General features: G+C 64.6%; 17 protein-coding genes. 12 read left to right on the plus strand and 5 right to left on the minus strand.

All coding sequences use genetic code 11. From position 1 onward, the window contains the following. Positions 1-220 precede the first annotated feature (220 nt). The gene (locus RAD16_RS11780; RefSeq protein WP_458158037.1) at positions 221-1,234 is read left to right on the plus strand and encodes a formamidase; all 1,014 of its coding nucleotides are present in this window, start codon (positions 221-223) and stop codon (positions 1,232-1,234) included. An 88-nt stretch (positions 1,235-1,322) separates the two neighbouring features. Then, positions 1,323-2,642 (plus strand): dicarboxylate/amino acid:cation symporter, encoded by a 1,320-nt coding sequence (locus tag RAD16_RS11785; protein ID WP_458158038.1) that lies wholly within the window; start codon positions 1,323-1,325, stop codon positions 2,640-2,642. Between the two features lie 9 nt (positions 2,643-2,651). Here the strand turns inward: RAD16_RS11785 and RAD16_RS11790 are convergent, their stop codons facing one another. Then, entirely contained in the window at positions 2,652-4,025 is a 1,374-nt protein-coding gene (locus RAD16_RS11790) for a hypothetical protein (RefSeq protein ID WP_458158039.1), read from the minus strand. Between the two features lie 93 nt (positions 4,026-4,118). Further along, positions 4,119-5,381 carry an allantoate amidohydrolase gene (locus RAD16_RS11795; protein ID WP_458158040.1) on the minus strand — a complete coding sequence of 421 codons (1,263 nt, stop codon included), beginning with the start codon at positions 5,379-5,381 and terminating at the stop codon, positions 4,119-4,121. A 403-nt stretch (positions 5,382-5,784) separates the two neighbouring features. Between RAD16_RS11795 and RAD16_RS11800 the strand changes: the two genes are divergently transcribed. Genes RAD16_RS11800 through RAD16_RS11825 form a run of 6 tightly spaced genes read left to right on the plus strand, consistent with a single transcriptional unit; the run spans position 5,785 to position 11,713 of the window. Continuing rightward, positions 5,785-6,897: a BMP family ABC transporter substrate-binding protein gene (locus RAD16_RS11800; protein WP_458158041.1), complete on the plus strand. Its 1,113-nt coding sequence runs from the start codon at positions 5,785-5,787 to the stop codon at positions 6,895-6,897. Further along, positions 6,894-8,006, plus strand: coding sequence for an ABC transporter permease (locus RAD16_RS11805; RefSeq protein WP_458158042.1), 1,113 nt, complete (start codon positions 6,894-6,896; stop codon positions 8,004-8,006). The genes RAD16_RS11800 and RAD16_RS11805 overlap by 4 nt, the downstream gene beginning before the upstream one ends. A gap of 16 nt (positions 8,007-8,022) precedes the next feature. Continuing rightward, positions 8,023-8,949 carry an ABC transporter permease gene (locus RAD16_RS11810; RefSeq protein WP_458158043.1) on the plus strand — a complete coding sequence of 309 codons (927 nt, stop codon included), beginning with the start codon at positions 8,023-8,025 and terminating at the stop codon, positions 8,947-8,949. 23 nt (positions 8,950-8,972) lie between these two features. After that, positions 8,973-9,656, plus strand: coding sequence for a biuret amidohydrolase (gene biuH / locus RAD16_RS11815; RefSeq protein ID WP_458158044.1), 684 nt, complete (start codon positions 8,973-8,975; stop codon positions 9,654-9,656). Next, entirely contained in the window at positions 9,653-11,185 is a 1,533-nt protein-coding gene (locus tag RAD16_RS11820) for an ABC transporter ATP-binding protein (protein ID WP_458158045.1), read from the plus strand. The genes biuH and RAD16_RS11820 overlap by 4 nt, the downstream gene beginning before the upstream one ends. Before the next feature lie 45 nt (positions 11,186-11,230). Next, a complete protein-coding gene (locus tag RAD16_RS11825) occupies positions 11,231-11,713 on the plus strand; it encodes a nucleoside deaminase (protein ID WP_458158046.1) in 483 nt (160 codons plus the stop codon). Between the two features lie 192 nt (positions 11,714-11,905). Here the strand turns inward: RAD16_RS11825 and RAD16_RS11830 are convergent, their stop codons facing one another. Together RAD16_RS11830 and RAD16_RS11835 are read right to left on the minus strand one after the other, a co-directional pair. Next, positions 11,906-13,012 carry a hypothetical protein gene (locus RAD16_RS11830; protein ID WP_458158047.1) on the minus strand — a complete coding sequence of 369 codons (1,107 nt, stop codon included), beginning with the start codon at positions 13,010-13,012 and terminating at the stop codon, positions 11,906-11,908. Between the two features lie 93 nt (positions 13,013-13,105). Continuing rightward, positions 13,106-13,309 (minus strand): hypothetical protein, encoded by a 204-nt coding sequence (locus tag RAD16_RS11835; protein WP_458158048.1) that lies wholly within the window; start codon positions 13,307-13,309, stop codon positions 13,106-13,108. A 285-nt stretch (positions 13,310-13,594) separates the two neighbouring features. Between RAD16_RS11835 and RAD16_RS11840 the strand changes: the two genes are divergently transcribed. The 4 genes from RAD16_RS11840 (at position 13,595) to RAD16_RS11855 (ending at position 18,300) form a co-directional block, all read left to right on the plus strand. After that, positions 13,595-15,166 (plus strand): ABC transporter ATP-binding protein, encoded by a 1,572-nt coding sequence (locus RAD16_RS11840; RefSeq protein ID WP_458158049.1) that lies wholly within the window; start codon positions 13,595-13,597, stop codon positions 15,164-15,166. Next, positions 15,150-16,241 carry an ABC transporter permease gene (locus RAD16_RS11845; protein WP_458158050.1) on the plus strand — a complete coding sequence of 364 codons (1,092 nt, stop codon included), beginning with the start codon at positions 15,150-15,152 and terminating at the stop codon, positions 16,239-16,241. The genes RAD16_RS11840 and RAD16_RS11845 overlap by 17 nt, the downstream gene beginning before the upstream one ends. Next, on the plus strand, positions 16,228-17,145 hold the full coding sequence (locus RAD16_RS11850) for an ABC transporter permease (RefSeq protein WP_458158051.1): 918 nt from the start codon (positions 16,228-16,230) through the stop codon (positions 17,143-17,145). The genes RAD16_RS11845 and RAD16_RS11850 overlap by 14 nt, the downstream gene beginning before the upstream one ends. Before the next feature lie 78 nt (positions 17,146-17,223). Next, complete coding sequence (locus RAD16_RS11855; protein ID WP_458158052.1) at positions 17,224-18,300, plus strand: BMP family ABC transporter substrate-binding protein; 1,077 nt, start codon at positions 17,224-17,226, stop codon at positions 18,298-18,300. Positions 18,301-18,421: 121 nt separating this feature from the next. Here RAD16_RS11855 and RAD16_RS11860 read toward each other — a convergent pair whose 3' ends face one another. Further along, positions 18,422-19,771 (minus strand): 8-oxoguanine deaminase, encoded by a 1,350-nt coding sequence (locus RAD16_RS11860; protein WP_458158053.1) that lies wholly within the window; start codon positions 19,769-19,771, stop codon positions 18,422-18,424. Positions 19,772-19,833 lie beyond the last annotated feature (62 nt).

Raw genomic sequence — 19,833 nt, forward strand, 5'->3', positions numbered from 1 at the left:
GACATCGGGCAGATTGGAGGGTCAAGCCGAGACTTGAGGCAGGCCGCGCCGCAACAATGGGCGCCGTCGCGCCCGGACGGCCGGCGATCCTCACACGCACGGCTTTCGCTTACCGCCTGAAAAATGGACTTTTGCGTATCGCCGAAATGAGATTTGCTCTGCCGCGAACTGCGCGCAACGGCGCCGCGCGGACGGCAAGGAAACGGCAACGGAGCTGATCATGAACGGGCTTGGCGGGTTGAACAAATCGCCTGAGGGCGTGGTCATCGGGCTGGTGCAGTTGCAGTTGCCGAATGTCGTGACCCACGCCGATCTGGCCGAACAGACCGAGCGTATCGTCTGGATGGTCGGCAAGGCCCGCCGCAATCTCTCCACCATGGATCTGGTGGTGTTCCCCGAATACTCGCTGCACGGCCTCTCGATGGACACCAATCCCGAGATCATGTGCCGGCTCGACGGGCCCGAGGTCGCGGCGTTCAAGAAGGCCTGTATCGACAACAAGATCTGGGGCTGCTTCTCCGTCATGGAGTTCAACCCGCAGGGCAATCCCTACAATTCAGGCCTGATCATCGACGATCACGGCGAGATCAAGCTCTATTACCGCAAGCTCCATCCCTGGATTCCGGTCGAGCCGTGGGAACCCGGCGATATCGGCATTCCCGTGATCGAGGGGCCGAAGGGCGCGAAGATCGCGCTGATCATCTGCCATGACGGCATGTTCCCGGAGATGGCGCGCGAATGCGCCTACAAGGGCGCGGAGATCATGATCCGCACCGCCGGCTACACCGCACCGATCCGCGACGCCTGGCGTTTCACCAACCAGGCCAATTCGTTCCAGAACCTGATGGTCACCGCGAACGTCTGCATGTGCGGCTCGGACGGCTCGTTCGATTCCATGGGCGAAGGCATGATCGTCAATTTCGACGGCATCGTGCTTGCGCACGGCACCACCGGCCGCGCCGACGAGATCATCACCGCCGAGGTGCGGCCCGACCTCGTGCGCGAGGCGCGGATCAATTGGGGCGTCGAGAACAACATCTACCAGCTCTGGCACCGCGGCTATGTCGCGGTGAAGGGCGGCGCGATGGACTGTCCCTACACCTTCATGCAGGACATGGTCGCCGGCACCTATCGTCTGCCCTGGGAGGATCGGGTCAAGGTCACCGATGGCACCTCCTGCGGGTTCCCGGCGCCGACGCGCATGTTCGGCAGGACGGCGAAAGCAGCGGAATAAGCCGGCCCCCAGGGGGATGTCCGCGACAATCTGGCACGGTTGTTGCTCCTTTTGACGTCCAAGTCGCGTCAAATCGGGGGAATCCACCATGTCGACCATCACCGCGGCGCCCACCGCCGAGCCCAAGCCGCTCTACACGTCCCTGTTTGTCCAGGTTCTCGCCGCGCTCGCGCTTGGCGTCATCCTGGGGATGGCCGTCCCGGACTTCGCCATCGGGCTCAAGATCCTCAGCGACGCCTTCCTCAAGCTGATCTCGATGATCGTCGCCCCGATCGTGTTCTGCGTTGTCGTGCATGGCATTGCCGGCGCCGGCGACCTCAAGAAGGTCGGCCGCGTCGGCGTCAAGGCGCTGGTCTATTTCGAGGTGATGACGACAGTGGCTCTCGTGGTCGGCCTGCTGCTCGCCTACCTGTTCGGCCCCGGCCACGGCATGAACATCGATCCCTCGACGCTGGATGCCAAGGCGCTCAACACCTACGCCGACAACGCCCACAAGCTCTCCGGCGGCGGCATCGGCGCCTTCCTGATGAATGTGATCCCGACCACCTCGTTCGATGCGCTGTCGCGCAATGACGTGCTCCAGGTGCTGTTCTTCGCCGTCCTGTTCGGCGTCGGCCTCGCGCTGGTCGGCGGCGAGAAGGGCGCGCTCGTCACCAACATGATCGACGCGGCCTCCACAGTGCTGTTCCGCGTCATGGGGCTCATCGTTCGCGTTGCCCCGCTTGGCGTGCTCGGCGCGGTCGCCTACACCGTCGGCAAGTACGGCGTCGGCTCGCTGAAGCAGCTCGTGTCGCTGGTGATGCTGTTCTACGTCTCGGTCGGCATCTTCGTGCTGGGCGTGCTCGGCGGCGTGATGGCGCTCGCCGGAATCAATATCCTAAAATTCCTCGCCTACCTGCGTGAGGAGCTCACCGTCGTGCTCGCAACCGCCTCGTCCGACGCGGTGCTGCCCCAGATCATGAAGAAGCTGGAGCGGATGGGCGTGAAGGATTCCGTCGTCGGCCTCGTGATCCCGACCGGCTATTCCTTCAACCTCGACGCCTTCTCGATCTATCTCACGCTCGCCGTCGTCTTCATCGCGCAGGCGACCAACACGCCGTTGTCATTCGGCGATCTGTTGCTGGTGCTCGGCGTCTCCCTGATCACGTCGAAAGGCGCGCATGGCGTGCCGGGCTCGGCCATCGTGATCCTGGCGGCGACGCTGAACGCGGTGCCGAGCATTCCCGCGATCGGCCTCGTGCTGGTGCTGTCGGTCGACTGGTTCATCGGCATGGCCCGCGCAGTCGGCAACCTCGTTGGCAATTGCGTGGCGACGGTCGTCGTGGCCGCTTGGGAAGGCGACCTCGACCGCGCCAAGGCGGCCAAGGTGCTTGAAGGCGGCGAGCTCGTAGACGTGACGGCGGGCTAGGTCCGCGGATCAATCATTCCACTGGAGGAGCGGCGTTCCATACGCCCTCCTCCAGACGGACAGGAAGCGCGGAAACCAGGAGTGCGCCACGGCGCCCTTATAGGCCCATGTGCGATATTTCAGGCCCTGCTCCGAGATCAGTTCCTGATATCCGCCGTGGACTTCCGTCGCGGTGCGGATGTCCTTCAATATCCCTTGCGCGCAGGCGCGGTAGGTCTCGCTGCCTGAGGCCTCATCGAAGTCCAGCATGCGATCCGCAAACTCGACGTTGAACGTCGGCCAGGACGAACGCCCCTGATAGGCGGGCGCCGCGATCTTGTGGATCATCTTGTTGCGCGGATTGTCCGCGGACACCAGGAAATGGAACGTGCTCGGGATGCGGAAGCGCGGTTCGGCGATGATCAGATCCGTCGTAGCCGCGAACAGCGCACGCTCGCCGGCATCGTTCATATTCCAGAAGCCGCGATGCACGCTGACGAAATCCAGCGCGACCAGGGACACCGGCGGGCCCGCCGGGCCATCCAGAGAATGCCTGATGTAGCCGTTCTTGCCGAACAGGCGGAGCAGGTCCCTCTTGTACTGAGCGAGGTCGCGCCCGAGCAGCCGCTTCAGCTCGTTCTCGTCGACGATCCCGAGCTGCACGCCCCACACGAACGTCGTGTAGACGCAGGCATTGGTGACGAAGCGCCTACGCTCTGCGCGTGTGTCGGTTGCCGCAGAGCGCGGCCCGCTGGCGTCGCACAGCAAATATCGGGTGCCGTCGGCGTCGAACGGCTCGAGCTCGCTTGCGAGCTTCAGGATCGCGCGCTTGAGGTCGCCGCCATGTTCATCCAGCAACAGGCGGCCGGCATGCGCGCATTGCGACATCGCCAGATAGGACGACGCCCGCTCCTCGGCAGAGAGCATCTGCTGGAGACCGGCGATAATGCCAAGCAGCGTGTCCGAGGGACGGGAGAAATAATTCACGCCGAGATACCGGCCGCGTCCCGCGGGAACGATGGTCGTGGTGACGACGTCGGCGCGAACCGCCTCCAGCAGCAAGCGCACGCTCTTTTCGAGCAGGCGCACGCGGCGCACCGCGTCCTGCGCATCCATGATGGTCTCGGGATCGAGAACGTCGGGATAGAACCAGGCGAAGTCGCGCGGATAATAGGCGGAGGCGTGCGGCGCGCCCGTGACGAGGAAGGCTTCGGTCACCGAAAAGGCGCTGTCCATCGAATGCCGGTAGAGGTCCTCGATGGCCGACAGCGAGTGATGCGACTTTCTCAGAAAACGATCGCCGAGAAAATTGACCGCCTGAAGCGCGTTGGCGACGAAGGTCGCGGCTGTGCCCTGGTAAAAGCGGTTCTCACGGTGCGATGGAAAGGAGATGTCGCTGTTCATGCGTAATTCGGTTGATGTCTCGTGATCCCGGTGACGGCCACCATCTTAAACATCTCTGATTCGTGTCTCTACCCGGTGACGGGCTCCAGGCGATCAGCGGCCCTCCTGCGGCCTGAAATTCTCGATCACCCGCAGCAGCACCCGCGCGCCTGCGTCGGCGTCCGCCAGCTCAACATGCTCGTCCGGATGATGGCTGATGCCGCCGCGGCAGCGAACGAAGATCATGCCGACGTCAGCAATGTCGATCATCGCCATGCCGTCATGCCCGGCCCCGCTCGGCAGCTCGAATACGTCAAAGCCCTCCGCTCCGATCGCCTGCGCGATCTGGTCCTTCAGCCAGGACGCACAAGGCGCCGTGCGGTTCTCGTGGGTGACATCGAGTTGAAGCGCCAGTTGCCGGCGTTTGGCAATCGCCTCGATCTGGCGAACGACATCAGCCACCGCGCGCTTGCGATGCATGTCGGTCGGCGCGCGCATGTCGATGGTGAAGGACACTTCACCCGGAATGACGTTGGTCGCACCGGGCCGCGCCTGGATGTAGCCGACTGTGCCCACCAGCCCACTCTCGTCCGTACGGCAAAACTGCTCGATCGCGCCGATGCATTCGGCAGCGCCGGTGAGCGCGTCGCGGCGCAGCGCCATCGGCACGGTGCCGGCGTGGCCGGCCATGCCGGTCAGCCGCGCGGCAAGGCGCGTCGCGCCCGCAATCGCGGTGACGACGCCCACGGGCAGGTTCTGGGCTTCCAGCACTGGCCCCTGCTCGATGTGCAATTCGAGATAGGCCAGCAGCTCGCGCCGCGTCCGCGCCGCCTTGCCGATATGATCAGGATCGAGCCCGAACCGAACCAGCGCATCGCGCATCGAGACGCCATCGCGATCCCTAGTGTTCAGGACGCTCTCGTCGAAGGTGCCGGCGACCGCACGGCTGCCGAGCAGCGTCGAGGCGAAACGCACGCCCTCCTCATCGGCAAAGCCGATCACCTCGATCGCAAACGGCAGGCGCTTGCTGCGGCGGTTGAGATCGGCAACGCAGGCGATTGCCGTGATCACCCCCAGCGGCCCGTCCCACTTTCCGGCATCGCGCACGGTGTCGTAATGCGAGCCGAGCATCAGGCAGGGTGCCCCCGGCCGCGCACCTTCGTAACGGCCACATACATTGCCGACCGCATCGAGATGCGCGCTCATCCCGGCCTCGCGCATCCAGCCGAGAATGAGGTCCGTGGCCGCGCGCAGCTCCTTGCTGAGATAGATGCGGGTGAGCTTTCCGGATTCTTCCGAGATCGCAGCGAGCTCGTTGATGCGGCGAACGATCTCCTTGCCGAGCGATGCGTCGTGAACGGCGGTACCAGCACCCATCTCGGCGAGCTTTCCATCTTCTAAGGGCCACGGCGGCGGTCCTGCGGCGATCGATACAAGTTCGGTGCCAGCAAAATCGCGCGGTCGGCGCCGTCCCAATCAGCGCGTGGTTAGCATGAATGCGTACCGCCGGCAGACCACCCAACACTGGTCATGCACATGCCAAAGCTGGTTAAGACTGCTTAACTCCATTGCATACAATGATAGGATGCTGCCCACAATTTCATCTGCTACTTTCCTCACCAAGATCCGAATGCAAAATATATATTAGTAATATCAAATATTTGCATCTAATCGCACACTTTCTAGCCGCTGGCACGAAGCTTGCGACATCCTATCGCGGCTCCGCCAGACCGGCGCAGCCGCGAGATTTAAGGCGGCGCATCCGCCAAGGGAGCGAGCAATGGATTTTGGCAGGATTTCACGACGTCATTTGTTGCAGGGCGGCGCGGCCCTCACCCTCGGCGCAGCGGCAGGCGCCCGGCCGGCCTTCGCGGCCGACACTACCATCGGCTTCATCTATGTCGGCTCGCGCGACGACTACGGCTACAACCAGGCGCACGCGCAGGGCGCGGCTGCACTGAAGAAGATCCCCGGCCTGAAAGTCGTCGAGGAAGAGAAGGTGCCGGAGACCGACGCGGTCGAGAAGACGATCGAGTCCATGATCAATCTCGACGGCGCCACCCTGCTCTTCCCGACCTCGTTCGGCTACTACAATCCGCACATGGTCAAGATGGCCAGCAAGTACCCGAAGCTGCGCTTCGAGCATTGCGGCGGCCTGTGGAGCGACAAGGATCCCAAGAACGCGGGCAGCTATTTCGGCTACATCGACGAAGCCCAGTACATCTCCGGCATCGTCGCAGGCCTGACGTCGAAGAGCGGCAAGCTCGGCTTCGTCGCGGCCAAGCCGATTCCCCAGGTGCTGCGCAACATCAACGCCTTCACGCTGGGCGCCAAGTCCGTCAATCCGAAGGCCACCACGCAAGTGATCTTCACCGGCGACTGGTCGATGCCGGTCAAGGAAGCTGAAGCCACCAACAGCCTGATCGACCAGGGCGTGGACGTGCTGACCTGTCACGTCGATGGCCCCAAGACCATGGTCGAGAACGCCGCGCGGCGCGGTGCCTTCGTCTGCGGTTATCACACCAACCAGTCGGCGCTGGCGCCGAAGGCCTATCTCACCGGCGCCGAGTGGAACTGGGAAGCACTCTATCCGAAGTTCGTCAAGATGATCGCCGCCGGCGAAAGCATTCCGAACTTCTACCGCGGCGGCCTGAAGGAAGAGATCGTCAAGGTCTCGGCCTATGGCGAAGCCGTCTCGCCCGAGGCGCGCAAGGCGGCCGACGAAGCCAAGGCCAAATTCCTGTCCGCGGACGGGTTCGCGATCTTCAAGGGCGGGCTGGTCGACAACAAGGGCAAGACGGTCATCGCGGCCGGCACCGATCGCGGCCAGAAGGACCCTGAACTCGAGAAGATGGACTACCTCGTCGAAGGCGTGATCGGAGCGACTTCGTGACCACGGAAGCGGCGGACTCCACCGAAGCGGTCGGGACAGTTGCCCCGGCCGCCGATCCGGGATTCCTCCAGCGTCACGGCGGCACGATCGAATATGTCCTGATCCCGGGTGCGGCGCTCGCCGCCGCGCTCGCGGTCTTCGGCATCTTCGTCGCAATGTTCGGCAAGAACCCGCTCGACCTCTATTTCTACATGTATTACGGCGCGTTCGGCACCTGGTTCTCCTGGCAGAACACGCTGACGCGCGCGGCGCCCCTGATCCTCACCGCGCTCTGCACCGCGCTGCCGGCGCAACTTGGCATGGTCATCATCGGCGGCGAAGGCGCGCTGCTGATAGGCGCGCTGTCGGCGACGAGCGCCGCACTCGCGCTCCAGGGCATGCCGCCGCTGATCGTGCAGATCGCCATGGTCATCGCCGGCGTGATCGGCGGCGGGTTGTGGATCATGCTGTCGGGCGCGCTGCGCCAGTATCGCGGCGTCAACGAAACCATCTCGAGCCTGCTGCTCGTCTACATCGCGCTCGCGATCCTCAATCATCTCGTCGAAGGGCTGATGCGCGATCCCGCCAGCCTCAACAAGCCGTCCACGCGCGAGATCGGCGCGGCCAACATGATCGGCACCATCCCCGGCACCGACGTGCATTGGGGTCTCGTCTTCGGCCTGATCGCCGCGATCGCCGCCTACATCCTGATCTATCACACCGTGTTCGGCTTCGCCGCGCGCGTCGCCGGCGGCAACATCCGCGCCGCGAAGATCGTCGGCCTCGGCGTCAGCAAGCTGATCCTGACCGTTTGCTTCCTCGCCGGTGGTGCAGCGGGTCTTGCAGGCATGGTCGAGGTCGCCGCCGTGCAGGGGCGCACCAACGCCAACCTGGCGGCCGGCTACGGCTTCACCGGCATTCTCGTCGCCTTCCTCGCGCGACAAAATCCGCTCGCGATCATTCCCGTTGCGATCCTGCTCGGCGGCATCAGCGCCAGCGGCGGCCTGCTGCAGCGCCGCCTCGGATTGCCCGACGCCTCCGTGCTGGTGCTCCAGGGCATCATCTTCGTCTTCGTGCTCGCCAGCGATGCGCTCTACGGCCGCATCGGATTTCTGAAAGGCAAGTCCTGATGAAAGACAAGTCCTGATGGCAGACGGATCGATCGGACTCTGGACCGTCCCGCTTGCCGTGCTCGGCGGCGCCATTCGCGTCTCGACGCCCTTCCTGTTCGTGAGCCTCGGGGAATGCATCACCGAGCGCTCCGGCCGGATCAATCTCGGCCTCGAAGGCACGCTGGTGATGGGCGCGATGAGCGCCTACGGCATCTCCTATCTCACGGGATCGCCTTGGCTTGGCGTGCTCGCCGCCGGCATCGCCGGCGCCCTTCTCGGCGCGCTGCATGCCGGCATCTGTTCGCTGCCGCGCGTCAACGACGTCGCGGTCGGCATCGCCTTGATGCTGTTCGGGACGGGTCTGGCCTTCTATCTCGGCAAGCCGCTGATCGAGCCGACTGCACCGCGCCTGCCCGCGATCGATTTCGGCTGGTGGAGCGACATCCCGCAGGTCCGCGCCGCGCTGCGGGTCAATGTCCTGTTCCTGATCGGCGTCGCGCTCGCACCAATCCTGTACTGGGCGTTCCGCACCACACGCTGGGGCCTGCTCATCCGCACCGCGGGCGAGAGCTCGGACGCCGCGCGCGCGATGGGCCATTCCGTGCTGCTGATCCGCCTGCGCGCCACCATGGTCGGCGGCTTCCTCGCCGGCATCGGCGGCTCGTTCCTGTCGCTGTTCTATCCCGGAAGCTGGAACGAGGGCCTCTCCTCCGGCCAGGGCATCACCGCGGTGGCGCTCGTCATCTTCGCGCGCTGGGATCCCCTGCTCTGCCTGTGGGCCTCGCTCGCCTTCGGCGGCGCCGCGGCGCTGGGGCCCGCGCTGCAATCCGTCGGCGTCACCTCCGGCTATCATCTCTTCAACGCCGCGCCCTACATCCTGACGCTGGCGATCATGATCATCACCTGCTCGCCGAAGCGCACGCTGACCGGCGCTCCCGCCGAACTCTCGATCACAAGGTAACACGCGCACCAACGAGGTCGTCCATGCCCGAGCGCTATATCAAGTCCGAGCCCTACGCCTGGCCCTACAACGGCGATCTGCGCCCGCAAAATACCGCGCTGATCATCATCGACATGCAGACCGATTTCTGCGGCGTCGGCGGCTATGTCGACAAGATGGGCTATGACCTCTCGCTGACGCGCGCACCGATCGAGCCGATCAAGAGGCTGCTCGCGGCGATGCGCAAGCAGGGCTTTCACATCATCCATACCCGCGAAGGCCACCGCCCGGATCTCTCGGACCTGCCCGCCAACAAGCGCTGGCGCTCGCGGCAGATCGGCGCCGGCATCGGCGATCCCGGCCCGTGCGGCCGCATCCTGGTGCGCGGCGAGCCCGGCTGGGATATCATCGAGGAACTGGCACCGCTGCCGGGCGAACCGATCATCGACAAGCCCGGCAAGGGCTCGTTCTGCGCCACCGATCTGGAACTGATCCTGCGCGTGCGCGGCATCGAGAACATCGTGCTGACAGGCATCACCACCGACGTCTGCGTCCACACCACCATGCGCGAGGCCAATGACCGCGGCTTCGAATGCGTGCTGCTGCACGATTGCTGCGGCGCGACCGACAAGAGCAACCACGACCACGCGGTGAAGATGATCAAGATGCAGGGCGGCGTATTCGGCGCGGTCTCGACCTCCGACGCCTTCATCGGAGCGATTTCGTGATCATCGGCGAGACGCCTCCGCCCTCAGGCGCCTTCGGCGTCGACGCCATCGCCATGACCATGCGCTTCGGCGACTTCCTGGCGCTGGACAATGTCGAGCTGAAGGTGCGGCCGGGCTCGTTCCATGCGCTGCTGGGCGAGAACGGCGCCGGCAAGTCGACCCTCGTCAAATGCATCATGGGCTACTACCACGCGACCGAAGGCGACATCCTCGTCGGCGGCCGCGAGCAGGCGATCGCCAACCCGAAGGATGCCCACGCGCTCGGCCTCGGCATGGTCTACCAGCACTTTACGCTGGTGCCGGCCATGACGGTCGCCGAGAACCTCGTGCTGGCCCGCGACGATGTCCCCGCAATGGTGAACTGGCCGAAGGAGATGAAGGAGCTCGAGGCCTTCCTTGCCCGGATGCCCTTCAAGGTGCCGCTCTCCGCAAAGGTCTCCGACATCTCGGCCGGCGAGCGGCAGAAATGCGAGATCCTCAAGCAGCTCTATCTGAAGCGCCGCTTCCTGATCCTGGACGAGCCGACGTCGGTGCTGACGCCTGCGGAGGCCGACGAGGTGCTCGGCATGCTCCGCGACATGGTCGTCAGGGGCGAGCTGACCATCTTGATGATCACGCACAAATTCCGCGAGGTCATGGCCTTCGCCGACGAGGTCACCATCCTGCGCCGTGGCAAGCTCGCCGGCGCGGGCAAGGTCGCCGAGCTGACGCCGGATGCGATGGCGCGCACCATGATCGGCGCCGAGGAGCTGACGGTCCAGCCGCCGCGTACCGGCGAGGCCGGCAAAGCGCGCCTTGAGCTGGAAAAACTTCGCGCGCTCGACGATGCCGGCGGCGTTGCCGTCCATGACGTCTCACTGACCGTACGTGCCGGCGAGATCGTCGGCATCGCCGGTGTCTCCGGCAACGGCCAGCGCCAGCTCGTCGAGGTGCTCGCCGGCCAGCGTGAGGCCGAGGGCGGCGAGGTTCGCGTCGCAGGCGATCCCTACCACGCCAGTCGCGAGGAGATGCGCCGCCACAAGATGTCGCTGCTGCCGGAGGAGCCGCTGAAGAACGCCTGCGTCGGCGGCATGAGCGTTGCCGACAACATCGCCTTCCGCGAATTCGACCGGGCGCCCTTCGCCAGCGGCGGCTGGTGGCTCAATCGCAGCGCCTTCCGCGAGGGCGCGAAGAAGAAGATCGGCCAGTACAAGATCAAGACCCGCACGCCGGAGACGCCGATCTCGGCACTCTCGGGCGGCAACGTCCAGCGCGCCGTGCTCGCCCGGGAGCTTGCCGGCGATGTCGAGGTGCTGATCGCGGCCAACCCCTGCTTCGGCCTCGACTTCGCGGCGGTGGCGCAGATCCACGCCGAGATCATGGCCGCGCGCAATCGCGGTGCAGCGGTCCTGCTCGTCAGCGAGGATCTCGACGAATTGCTGGAGCTGTCCGATCGCCTGGTGGTGATGTTCCACGGCGAATTCGTGTATGAAGCACGGACCAGCGAGGCCGATCTCACCGAGGTTGGCCGGCACATGGCGGGGCACTGACCAATCGTTTGAGCATGATCTCCCGATCATGCCTTGGGAGCATCGATGGACGCATCAGAACGCGACGAGCACTTTTTGCGTTTGTCCTTCGCGGTCGCCCGCCGTTCGCTCACCCATGGCAACCACCCCTTCGGCTGCACCGTGGTCGATGCGGATGGCAAGGTGCTGATCGAATCCGAGAACGGCTACATGCCGGATCACGACGGCACCGCCCATGCCGAACGCCTCGCGGCCACGCAGGCCTGCCGCACGCTCGGCCGCGATGTGCTCGCGCAGGCGACGCTCTATTCCTCGGCCGAGCCCTGCGCGATGTGCGCCGGCGCGATCTACTGGGCCGGCATCGGCCGCGTCGTCTACGGCCTCAGCGAGCATCGCCTGCGCGGCGTTACGGGCAACCATCCGGAGAACCCGACGCTCGATTTGCCCTGTCGCGAGGTCTTTGCCAGCGGCCAGCGGCCGACGGAGGTCGTCGGGCCGCTGCTCGAAGACGAGGCCGAAGCCCTGCACGACGGCGTGTGGACGAAGTAGGCGCCCAGCAAACAGTCCCGCAGGGTGGGCAAAGGCGCCTTGGCGCCGTGCCCACCATCTGACTTCAACATCAATAGAAGTCGTGGGCACGCTTCGCTTTGCCCACCCTACGGCAGCCTTCTCCTTCGCAAACACGAAGGGCGCCGCGCATCTCAGCGCGGCGCCATCCGAATCTTGGAAATCGTCAGCCCATCAGAACTTCACAGTGACGCCACCGTAAACCGTCGACTCCGTGCAGCTCTTGGTGCTCTGGCCCGTCGCGGCGATGGTGCAGACGCCCGGCATGGCGTTGTGGTCGAGGCCGAACTTGTTCTGCCAGTAGCGGTAGGCGACCCAGAGGTCGACGAAGTGCGAGTACTTGTCACCCCACACGGCCTTCGACGCGTCGAAGGTCAGGCGGATCGGCTCGCTGTTCAGCTCGGTCTTGGACGCGGTGGAGAAGCGGCCAACGCCCGAGAGCGCAGGAAGGCCGTTGGAGTCGCCCTTCGGGCCGTACCAGCCGGCGCGGCCGCTGATCGACCAGAACTGCATGTTCGGCGGCAGGAAGCCGAGGTCCATGTAGTAGTTGATTTCGACGGCCCAGGTCGGCCGGTAGCTGACATTGCCGTCCGAGTTACAGGTCACGCCCGCCACACCGGCACCGAACAGGCCGCACTGCGTGAAGGCGTTGTGGTTCAGGAACTCGTAGTACATCAACGGCGCGACGTTGATGTAGCCCTTGTAGGGAAGGTCGAAGGCGAACTGCAGACCGGCGACAACGTCGCGCTTGGCGGGCGCGAGGAAGTTGTTCTCGGTGTTGCCGTCCATACCGACTTCGAACGAGATGTTGTGCAGCGGCCCCATGGTGAAGGCCTTGGTGTTGAACAGTTCGTTCCAGCCGAAGGTCGAGCGGAACAGACCGTAGATCTCGGTCGCGCCGGCGCAGTCGGCGGCGCCGCCGGTGATCGTTACGCCCGGCGCGGTGCAGGGAGCAGCGGGATCGTTCTTGCCCGACTTGAACATCGAGATGGTGAAGAAGTTGGTGCCGTAAGCCCACAGATCGAAGTGGGTGAACGAGTAGACCTGCTTGGGGGTGGTGCCGTTGATGGTGCCGTTGGGATTGACGCTCCACATGCCGGGATCGGTGCCCTTGGGCATCCAGGAGAAGGTGACGCGGTTGTCGATCACCAGGAAGAACGGGACATCCGCCGCCTTCTTGGCAGCCTTGACCGGCAAGTCCGCCGCCTGTGCCAGGCCAGCGGTGGCAAGCGTAGCAAGTGACAGCACGGCGGCTGCAATTGCCTTGAAACGAAACGACATCCTGAATACCCCCAAGTTTGGACACGTAAAAATGAACGTCCCTTGGGTGCGACACTTGCGCCGATCTCCCGGGGTGAGAAGCCTCAACTTTTTTCAAGGCATGCCGCATGTTTTGGCAGCAGTCAGCGCTTCACCGCAGTATTTTGCTGGTTCTTGCACTTCGACGTCGCGTGCGCGCGGCTCTGCGATATCAGGCTTTGCCAGACATTCCCGTTTGATTTCGTTCGTCTTTTGTAGCGGCCTCGCATTGTCGAGACGATCGCCAACTGCGATCGTCGCCCCGATCTTGAATTGCATACGCGTGCTGACGCGATTTTGCTCAACTTCACGTCAAGCCTGCACAGCGGGTTCCGATTTGGTTTGAACCGTCACAAATTTGCAACAGGCGTCCTTTGCAGCAAGCGACTGCAACCACCCACGAAGGCCGGTTGGAGACGCCGCTCGGCCAGCGAGGGACTGCGACTCGCGACACCAGCTGCCCTGCCGCAGCGTTGAGCAAGGGATGACGCTTTTTCACACCTTACGCGGCGGTTCAAACTAGCCCAGTATTGAGGCACTTCACCCATGCAAGCGCATCAGCGAATGTTAGATCCGACGCCTAACGGCCTGCATTCCGGCGAGTCCCCGTTGCTTCAGACGGTCGGGCTGACCAAGCGCTATGGTGATTTCCTCGCCAACGATTCCATCGACATCGACATCTGGCCGAACGAAATCCACGCCCTGCTCGGCGAGAACGGGGCCGGCAAGTCGACGCTGGTGAAGGCGATCTACGGGCTGATCCAGCCCAGCGCCGGCGAGATCCGCTGGCAGGGCCAGGGATTCGTGCTGTCCGGCCCGTCCGAAGCGCGCAGCCGCGGCATCGGCATGGTGTTCCAGCATTTCTCGCTGTTCGACAATCTTACCGTCGCCGAGAACGTCGCGCTTGGCCTCGACGGCAAGGAATCCTTCAAGGACATGTCGGCGCGCCTGGAGCAGGTGTCGAAGACTTACGGGCTGCCGCTCGATCCCAAACGCGAGGTCTGGCAGCTCTCGGTCGGCGAACGCCAGCGCATCGAGATCGTCCGCGCGCTGATGCAGGATCCCAAATTCCTGATCCTGGACGAGCCGACCGCGGTGCTGACGCCGCAGGAAGCGGATCAGCTCTTCATCGTGCTGGAGCGCCTCAGGGCCGAAGGCCGCGCCGTCCTCTACATCAGCCACAAGCTCGAGGAGGTGAAGCGCCTCTGCGACACCGCCACGATCCTGCGCGGCGGCAGGAAGGTCGAGACCTGCAATCCAAGGCTGGAGACCGCAGCCTCCCTCGCCCGCATGATGGTCGGCGGCGAGATCAAGGAGGTGAAGGCACCGGCCGGCCGGAAGACCACCGTGCCGCGGCTCGTCGTCAACGACCTTTCGCTCGCCCCGAACGAGGCCCATGGCGTTCGCCTCGAGCACATCTCGTTCGAGCTGAAGGGCGGCGAGATTCTCGGCATTGCCGGCGTCGCCGGCAACGGACAGGACGAGCTGTTCGCCGCGCTGTCCGGCGAACGCCTGTCGAAGGACCCCGGCACGGTCGTGATCGAAGGCATCGCCGCCGGCCATCTCTCCATCACGCAGCGCCGCAAGCTCGGCGCGGCCTTCGTGCCCGAAGAGCGGCTCGGCCACGGCACCGCGCCGCGCATGAAGCTGTCGGAGAACGCACTGCTGACCGGGCACGCGGCCAGCGGCATGGTCCATCACGGCTTCATCGACACCGCAGCAACATTGAAGACCGTCGACCGCGCGACTGAAACGTTTGACGTCCGCAAGGCCAAGCGCGATCCGGAAGCCGCGAGTCTTTCCGGCGGCAATTTGCAGAAATTCATCGTCGGACGTGAGATCCTGCGCACCCCCGCGGTGCTGGTGGTGAGCCAGCCGACCTGGGGCGTCGACGCCGGCGCCGCCGCCGTGATCCGCCAGGCGCTGCTCGATCTCGCCACCGCCGGCGCCGCTGTCCTCGTGACCAGCCAGGACCTCGACGAACTCGCGGAGATCGCCGACCGCATCGCCGTGATGTTCCACGGCAAGCTGTCCGCGCCACTCGCCACCGTTGATGCGACGCGCGAAAAGCTCGGCCTTCTCATGGGCGGCAGCAGCCTCGAGCCGACGGAGGCCGCGCATGCAGTTGGTGCTTGAGAAGCGCGCCGAGCGCTCCAACACGATCGCGCTGGTCTCCCCGCTCATTGCGATCGGCCTGACGATCCTCACCATGGTCATCCTGTTCGCGATCCTCGGCAAGAACCCGCTGCTCGCGCTGCATGCCTATTTCATTGCGCCCTTGACCGACAGCTATTCGCTGCAGGAGATCGCGGTGAAGGCGACGCCGCTGGTGATGATCGCGATCGGGCTGTCGCTCTGCTATCTCGCCAATGCCTGGAACATCGGCGCCGAAGGCCAGTTCCTGATCGGCGCGGTCGCCGGAAGCTGGATCGCCGTGAAGACGCAAGGCACCGACGCCGGCGCCTGGGTATTGCCGGTGATGCTGGTGCTCGCCGCGGCGGCAGGCGCGCTCTACGCGCTGATCCCGGCGATCTGCAAGGTGAAGTTCGGCGCCAGCGAAATCCTGACCAGCCTGATGCTGGTCTATGTCGCCGATCTCTTTCTCGACTATCTCGTGCGCGGGCCTTGGCGCGATCCGCAAGGTTTTAATTTCCCGACCACGGCCGAGTTCGATCCGGTGGCGACCGTGCCGCTGCTGATCGAAGGCGGCCGGCTGCATCTCGGCTCGATCATCGCACTGCTCGTGGTCGCTGCCGCGGCCATCCTGCTCGGACGCACCATCAAGGGGTTCGAGATCCGCGTGGTCGGCGCAGCACCCCGCGCTGCACGCTTCGGCGGCTTCAATGCCAACCAGCTCATCATCCTGACCTTTGCGGTCTCGGGCGCGCTGGCGGGCCTTGCCGGCATCATCGAGGTTGCGGGACCGGTCGGGCATCTGCAGCCCGGCATCTCGCCTGGCTACGGCTTCACCGCGATCATCGTTACCTTCCTCGGCCGGTTGAACCCTCTTGGAATATTAATTGCAGGCCTTTTTCTCGCACTGACCTTTATCGGCGGCGAGCAGGCGCAGATCGCGATGAAGATCCCGTTGGATGTCACCAAGGTATTTCAGGGCATTCTGCTGTTCTACGTGCTCGCCTGCGATTCCCTCATTCTCTACCGCTTCAAGCTGGTGTTCCCGAACCGACAGGTGACCCGTGGAGCTGGTTGAAGCCATCATCCTGGCGGTGCTCGCCGCATCGACACCGCTCCTCATCGCCGCGACCGGCGAGCTCGTGACCGAGCGCTCCGGCGTGCTCAATCTCGGCGTCGAGGGCATGATGATCGTCGGAGCGGCCTGCGGTTTTGCCGGCGCGTGGCTGACCGGCTCGATCTTCATCGGCGCGCTGTTCGGCATTGTCGCGGGCATGTTGATGTCGCTGGTCTTCGCGCTGATGGCGCTCGGCCTCGCGGTCAACCAGGTCGCGACGGGCCTTGCGCTGACCATCCTCGGCATCGGGCTGTCCGGTCTGATCGGCGCCGGCTTCGTCGGCGAGCGCATCACGCCGGCCGTGCATCTCACCATCCCCGGCCTCACCGATATTCCGCTGATCGGCCGCGTGCTGTTCGGCGAGGATGCCTTCGTCTATTTCTCCGTCGCGCTGATCATCGGCGTCTGGTGGTTCTTGTATCGCACGCGGGCGGGATTGATCCTGCGTGCCTGCGGCGACAACCATGTCTCCGCGCATGCGCTCGGCTATCCCGTGTTGCGCATCCGCACCTTTGCCGTGATGTTCGGCGGCGCCTGCGCCGGCCTTGCCGGCGCTTACCTGCCGCTGGCCTATACGCCGTTCTTCATTCCCGGCATGACCGCAGGACGCGGCTGGATCGCACTGGCGCTCGTCGTGTTCTCGTCCTGGCGGCCGGGCCGGCTCGTGGTCGGCGCCTATCTGTTCGGCGCGGTGACGATCCTGCAATTGCACGCGCAAGGCTGGGGCGTCGGCATTCCCTCGCAATTCATGTCGGCGTTGCCTTATCTCGCAACCGTCATCGTGCTGGTCCTGCTCTCACGCGCGCGCACGGGCGGCTCGACCGCGCCGGCCGCGCTCGGCACCGTGTTCGTGCCTGACCGCTGACGTTTCAATTCCGCGGCGTGCGCGATGGGGCGCGCACATTGCGGATCGTGGCTTTCCCCTGATGTTTGGAGATTGATGATGAGGAAATCAGTTCTTGCGCTCGCTGCCGGGCTTTTGCTCGCCGGAAGCGTCAGTGCAGCCTCCGCCGCCGACAAGCTGAAAGTCGGTTTTATCTACCTCGGCCCGATCGGCGATCTCGGCTGGACCTATCAGCACGAACTCGGCCGCCAGGCGCTGGCGAAGGAGCTCGGCGACAAGATCGAGACCACTTATCTCGAAAATGTGCCCGAGGGTCCCGACGCCGAGCGCGCCATCGAGCAGCTCGTCCGCGCCGGTAACAAGCTGATCTTCACGACGTCGTTCGGCTACATGGACCCGACGCTGAAGGTCGCAAAGAAATATCCGAACGTGCATTTCGAGCACTGCTCGGGCTACAAGCGCGACAAGAACATGTCGACCTATTCGTCCAAGTGGTATCAGGGCCGTTACATTCAAGGTCTGATCGCGGCCAAGATGTCGAAATCAGGCGTGCTCGGCTACATCGGCTCGTTCCCGATCCCCGAGGTCGTCTCCGGCATCAACGCAACGGTCATCGCAGCGCAGACCATCAACCCGAACATCAAGGTCAAGATCATCTGGGCCAACACCTGGTTCGATCCGGGCAAGGAAGCCGACGCCGCCAAGGCACTGATCGACCAGGGCGCCGACGTGATCATGCAACACACGGACTCGCCGGCCGCGATGCAGATCGCCAGCGAACGCGGCAAGCTCGCCTTCGGCCAGGATTCCGAGATGATCAAGTTCGGGCCAAAGACCCAGCTGACCTCGATCCTCGACACCTGGGGCCCCTACTACGTCGAGCGCGTCAAGGCCGAGCTCGCCGGAACCTGGAAGTCCGAGGACACCTGGGGCGGCCTCGACAGCCACATGTTCGCGATGGCGCCCTACACCAACATGCCCGACGACGTGAAGAAGATCGCCGAGGATGCCCAGGCCGCGATCACCACGGGCAAGCTGCACCCGTTCAAATGCCCGATCGTTGGGCAGGACGGCAAGGAGGTCGAGTGCAAAGGCGGCGCCAATCTGGCTGATGGCCAGATCCTCGGGATGAATTTCTACGTGAAAGGCATCGACGACAAGCTGCCGGGCAAGTAGCACGCTTCTTGCATTGCCTAAATCACCTGCTCCTCCCGGAGGAGGTTCGGAGGGGGTGGCCAGAAGCACCCGGCACTTGTGGTCGCCCCCTCTTTCTACTTTCGCTTCTATTTTTCCCGGCTCATCCCGCCTGCATCGCCCGCGCCGCCGAACTGTGGCGGCGGATGAGGTCGGTGACATCCAGTCCTGGGATCGCGCCGTCGATCACCGCCCATTGTCCCGCCACCATCACCCTGTCGGCCCGATGTGCGCCACACAGCACCAGCGCAGCCAGGGGATCGCCGTGACCGGAGAAGCGCAACTCGTCGAGCTTGAACAGCGCAAGGTCCGCCGCCTTGCCGACCGCGATCTCGCCGAGTTCCGGCCGGCCGACGCAGGCCGCCGAGCCCTTGGTAGCCCAACGCAACGCGTCCTTGTGGCTCACCTTCGTCACGCCATAGCGGGCCCGCTGCAGCAGGAACGCGGCACGCACCTCCTGCATCAGGTTCGATCCGTCGTTCGAGGCGGAGCCGTCGACACCGAGCCCGATGCCGACACCCGCCTCCTCCATCTCGCACACCGGGCAGCAGCCCGATGCCAAGAGCTGATTGCTGCACGCGCAATGGCTGATGGTCGTCTTGGCCTTGCCGAGCCGCTTCATCTCGTCGGCGTTGAAGAAGATGCCGTGCGCGAGCCACGTCCGCGCATTGAGCCAGCCGCATTGCTCGAGATAGTCGAGGGGACGGCAGCCATACATCTGCTGGCAGAATTTGTTCTCGTCCTCGGTTTCGGCGAGATGGGTGTGCAGGCGCACGTCGAGCTTATCCGCGAGATCGGCGGTGGCGCGCATCAGGGACGTCGTCACCGAGAACGGCGAGCACGGCGCCAGCGCGATCTGCACCATCGCGCCCGCGCCGCGCTGGTGATACTTGCTCACTACGCGCGCGCTGTCGGCGAGGATCGTATCCTCGTCCTGCACGACGCTGTCGGGCGGCAGGCCGCCGTCGCGCTGCGACAGGTTCATCGAGCCGCGCGTCAGCAGCACGCGCACACCGAGCCGCTTGGCGACGTCGACCTCGATATCGACGGACTCCTCGAGCCCCGCCGGGAAGACATAGTGATGATCCGTCGTCGTGGTGCAGCCCGACAGCAGCAGCTCGGACATCGCCACGGTGACGCCGAGCCGCAAGCGCTCCGGCGTCAGCTTCGCCCACACCGGATAGAGCGCCTGGAGCCAGGGAAACAGCTCGCGGTCCATCGCCGCCGGCAACGCCCGGGTCAGCGTCTGATAGAAGTGATGGTGGGTGTTGATCAGGCCCGGCAGCACGACCTGCTCGCCAGCATCGAACACCGTGACATCCGTCGTCGCCGGCGTGGCGCCGGCCGGCACCAGCTCGACGATCCGGCCATCCTTCACCACGATCCCGCGCTCGGCGCCGTCAGCGAGGATGGCGAGGGGATCCCTGATCCAGATCGGCTTTGCGTCGCTCATAGCTCCGGTTCTCCTCACACTGTTACGACTTGTTTGTTGCGACTTGGCTCCGGTCTTGCAAG

Source organism: Bradyrhizobium sp. 18BD, assembly GCF_054185225.1.